Here is a 4,065-nt window from a genome sequence, read left to right on the forward strand (position 1 = left end):
CATCCTTAAAACTTTAACCTTTAGCGATCGCCTAATTTATGAAAAATACAGCTCATACAGTTACTTTTATGTTACATTATCAATATTTATGTAATATGTAAAGATGCCAGCGCTCATTGCTATAAGTAACCGCCGACGGCCTCAGTAGAAGCAAGGGACATTGCATGCAACGTCCGTACACATCAATTTTTCACGTTATGTGACGCTTTGTATCAGTTTTATGGATCAGCTAAATCAAATTTTTTGAGATGCCCAACTAGCCAATGATAGAATATAGACTGGAACAAGAATTTGCCGAACAAATGGATGCTAGAGATCCTCTCGCTTCCTTACGAAAAGAATTTTATATTCCCAAGGCTGCTTCTGGGGAAGAAAATATCTATTTCTGTGGTCATTCTCTAGGATTACAACCTGTAACTGTTCGAGAAAGCATCGAAAAGGTATTATATGATTGGGAAAAGCTGGGAATTGAAGGATACTTCTGCGGTACTCCTCGCTGGCTGGATTATAGTAAATCATTAAAGCCAAAAATGGCTGAAATTGTCGGCGCACTGGAGTCAGAAATAGCAATCATGAATACTCTGACCATGAACTTGCATCTGATGCTAGTCTCATTTTATCGACCTAGCCCAGAAAAATACAAAATTCTGATTGAAGCTAATGCCTTTCCTTCTCCTCGATATGCGCTCAAATCCCAGATTGAATTTCACGGTTACGATCCAGAAATTGCCTTGCTGGAAATTAAACCTCGTCAGGGCGAAACCTACATCAGAACCGAAGATATTGAAAACTTATTAGAGCAAGAAGGTAATTCAATTGCTTTAGTATTTCTAGGAGGAATAAACTATCTAACAGGACAGTTTTTCGAGATGAAAAAAATTACTGAGCAAGCACACCAATACGGTTGCTTGGTAGGATTCGATCTGGCTCATGCTGTTGGCAATGTTCCCCTGGCTTTGCATGATTGGCAGGTAGATTTTGCAGTGTGGTGCAATTATAAATATATGAATAGTGGACCAGGAGCGGTCGGAGCTTGTTTCGTCCATGAAAAATATGCCCATCAGTTCAATTTACCTCGGTTTGCTGGTTGGTGGGGCAATAAAATTGAAACGCGGTTGCTGATGAAACAAGATATTGAACCGTCATCCGGTGCAGAAGGTTGGCAAATTAGTAATTCAGATGTTTTATCATTAGCCTCCCTGTCAGTTTCTCTAGATATCTTTGCCAGGGTGGGAATGGCAGAATTAGTAACTAAAAGTCGCCTGCTGACTGGCTATCTTGAATTCTTATTAAATAGTCTAGAAAACAAACCTTTATTGCTTACCCCTGCCAATCCTGAAGCTAGAGGATGTCAGTTATCGATTCAGATTAAAAATGCCCCGGGAAATTTGCTGGAAAAGTTAACAGAACGAGGAATATTATGCGACTGGCGCGAACCAAACACCCTTCGGATTGCACCTGTTCCCCTTTACAACCGCTATGCAGAAGTTTTTCAATTTGTGCAAGCTTTATCAGAATTATAAAGATTAAGAGTAGATCATAGCATTTTTAGGCTATTTAGGATAAACTATTGCCGATAATCTCTAAATCTTGTTCAATCCCATAAATCCTCTAATCTACTGTTTAAAGATGATTGATGCTCCCATAGTGACGTTGCACAATCAGGAATGATGAAATCCGAATATTTGATATTTTTGGATAACTCTTTCCTCCAATATATGTACAGTTGAAAATCTATTATCATTCTTTAATGTCAATGTCCACCCCCCCCCCAAAAAAAAGTTTACCAAATTGACCCCAGTCGTGGTTTTTTGCCATCAGAAGACCCCCTTGAATGCCTTCCCCAAGGCTTTGAAATATGGGAGCGCCTTGCGGCTCAAGTGCCGACACTTTTGATGACTAATAGACTCAGAGAAACTTTAGCAACCCTAACCATACCCGATCTTTCTAGGTTAGAAAGCGATCGCCAGCTTCGACGAGCCATGCTCCTGCTGTCAATTTTCGGCAATGCTTATGTCTGGGGTGGTGTAAAACCTGCCACCACTATCCCACGGGCGATCGCCATTCCTTGGTGTCAGATTGCTGAAAAACTAGGCCGTCCCCCCATCACCGCTTACGCCTCAATAGTATTGGATAATTGGAGGAGAATAGATCGGAGCCAACCCTTAGATTTGAACAATTTAGCTGCCCTCGAGCTTTTTTGGGGAGGCATCGACGAACAGTGGTTTTACTTGACAACTGTGGCAATAGAAGCCAAAGGCGCTCCTGCTTTAGCAGCCATAGTGGCAGCTCAAAAGGCAGTAGCTATGGGATGGATTGAGGGAATCAGACCACAACTGGCACAAATTGCTGCTGCTATTATCGAGATGCAGAGGGGATTAGAGCGGATGACTGAAAAATGTGACCCCTATATCTATTATCATCGCGTGCGCCCCTTTCTCGCAGGCTGGCCTGAAACTGGCGTGATTTATGAAGGGGTCAGTGATTTACCGCAAAAATTCGCTGGCGGTAGTGCGGCTCAAAGTTCCCTGGTACAGTCCCTTGACGCTGGTTTAGGAATACAACACGCAGGTAACACTCAATCGTTTTTGCAGGAGATGCACTCCTATATGTCCCCCAGGCACCGCCAGTTTATTGTCGCCATTTGGTCAGGACCATCTATCAAACAGTTTATAATCGACCACCAACAGAGTCATCCTGCTTTATGTGATTTATACAATCATTGCGTTGAGGAGCTAATGAACTTTAGAAAACAGCACTTGGCAATTGCTGCTCAATATATCCTCCAACAAGCTCCCAAAGAGCAGAGGGGAACTGGCGGCACCAATTTTGTCCCTTTTCTCAAAAAAGTAGAAGCACAAACCAAAGCCAATCTAATCTCGAATGTGGTTTGATAGTAAATGGGGGCGTTGCTGAATTAAGGGATAAATATAAGTGGGATGGGCATCCTGCCCGCCCGAAAATATAAGGACTGGGCAAGATGCTCATTTCACAAAACTATTAAAATCATCCCGCATTTATGCAACGCTGTAAATGGTTATCCAGTTCATCCTTTATATATTCCGAAACAGTTTATGAAAGATACAAATACTGAACCAGATAAAGTTGGTACAACAGAAGCAGCATTTCTTCTAAATATTTCTACCGCTAGACTCAGGTTACTTCTCAGGCAAGGTCGTCTCAAAGGAGCCAAAAAAGTCAAACGCTTCTGGATCATTCCCTTAAATAGTCGGGGAATGCCAGAAATTACTCCTGGTCGTCGAGGTCCTCAAGGAACTTGGAATAAAGGATTCCGTACAGGCAATACTTTTATCCATGTGCTGCGAAGAGAAATTGACTATAACCGAGACCACGGTACTTCTCTTCCAGCAATTTCTGTCAAACAAGGAGGCAAAAACCATCGCTGCCACGAAGTAGAAATTCTGGGAAACTGCAAAATAGTCTATCGTCCTCATAAACCTAACAAAAGTCAAGCTGGTGGTGCGCGGCTGTGGATTGAGACAGAGCCTGATATTGAAATTATTCGCAAATTTTTCCGGGATGTAGAACTGGAAGAAGACAAACCTCAAGGCTTTGGTTAAGGTAGGGTCTGATTTTTAGATTCAACCAATTTTTATTTATACTATTAAATAGTACTGTCGCGTTGTGGATGCGTAAGTTCTGATTTATTGTAATCTATTTGGGATTGCTATATTTTGTGACAATAAGCATCTTAAAAAGCAATGTCAATATTATTTATCTACCAAAAACTCAAACTTTGATTTTTCCCTGCCACTACTACAACAGCAATATAATTAGATTCAGGAATAAACTGATATAAATACCAACGGGAAGCTGCTTGAAAATCTCCATTAATACTAGGGCGTGTCATCAATTAAAGATAAAGAGGTTGACATTAAAGGTATAGTATGCTTATAGAACCCCTGAGCGTATCTCTAAAAATTTAGGTGATCGCCAATCTCTGAAGCATTAGTCGAATAAAACACATAATTTACTTGGAAGTAGCATTTTCCAGGGTTCTTTTCCTGCGGAATGCTGCGCAAACAAAATTTTTAGTCAAGCTTT

Annotated in this window: 4 protein-coding genes; 3 read left to right on the forward strand and 1 reads right to left on the reverse strand. The window is 41.1% G+C overall.

The window, feature by feature from the left end; genetic code table 11:
• Window positions 1-263 precede the first annotated feature (263 nt).
• The 3 genes from kynU (at window position 264) to F6K27_RS32555 (ending at window position 3,581) form a co-directional block, all read left to right on the forward strand.
• The gene (gene kynU, locus F6K27_RS32545) at window positions 264-1,523 is read left to right on the forward strand and encodes a kynureninase (protein ID WP_287280037.1); all 1,260 of its coding nucleotides are present in this window, start codon (window positions 264-266) and stop codon (window positions 1,521-1,523) included.
• Window positions 1,524-1,790: 267 nt separating this feature from the next.
• A complete protein-coding gene (locus F6K27_RS32550; protein ID WP_287280041.1) occupies window positions 1,791-2,894 on the forward strand; it encodes an indoleamine 2,3-dioxygenase in 1,104 nt (367 codons plus the stop codon).
• 180 nt (window positions 2,895-3,074) lie between these two features.
• On the forward strand, window positions 3,075-3,581 hold the full coding sequence (locus F6K27_RS32555) for a DNA-binding protein (RefSeq protein WP_287280039.1): 507 nt from the start codon (window positions 3,075-3,077) through the stop codon (window positions 3,579-3,581).
• A 158-nt stretch (window positions 3,582-3,739) separates the two neighbouring features.
• Here the strand turns inward: F6K27_RS32555 and F6K27_RS32560 are convergent, their stop codons facing one another.
• Entirely contained in the window at window positions 3,740-3,871 is a 132-nt protein-coding gene (locus F6K27_RS32560) for a hypothetical protein (protein WP_275670392.1), read from the reverse strand.
• Window positions 3,872-4,065: the final 194 nt, after the last annotated feature.

The sequence above is a fragment of the Okeania sp. SIO2F5 genome (assembly GCF_010692685.1).
Lineage (GTDB): Bacteria > Cyanobacteriota > Cyanobacteriia > Cyanobacteriales > Microcoleaceae > Okeania > Okeania hirsuta.

Excerpts from the sequence above, each read along its gene's own strand:
- kynU (WP_287280037.1), top strand. The coding sequence starts at position 264 with ATGATAGAATATAGACTGGAACAAGAATTTGCCGAACAAATGGATGCT.
- F6K27_RS32560 (WP_275670392.1), bottom strand. The coding sequence starts at position 3,871 with ATGACACGCCCTAGTATTAATGGAGATTTTCAAGCAGCTTCCCGTTGG.
- F6K27_RS32555 (WP_287280039.1), top strand. The coding sequence starts at position 3,075 with ATGAAAGATACAAATACTGAACCAGATAAAGTTGGTACAACAGAAGCA.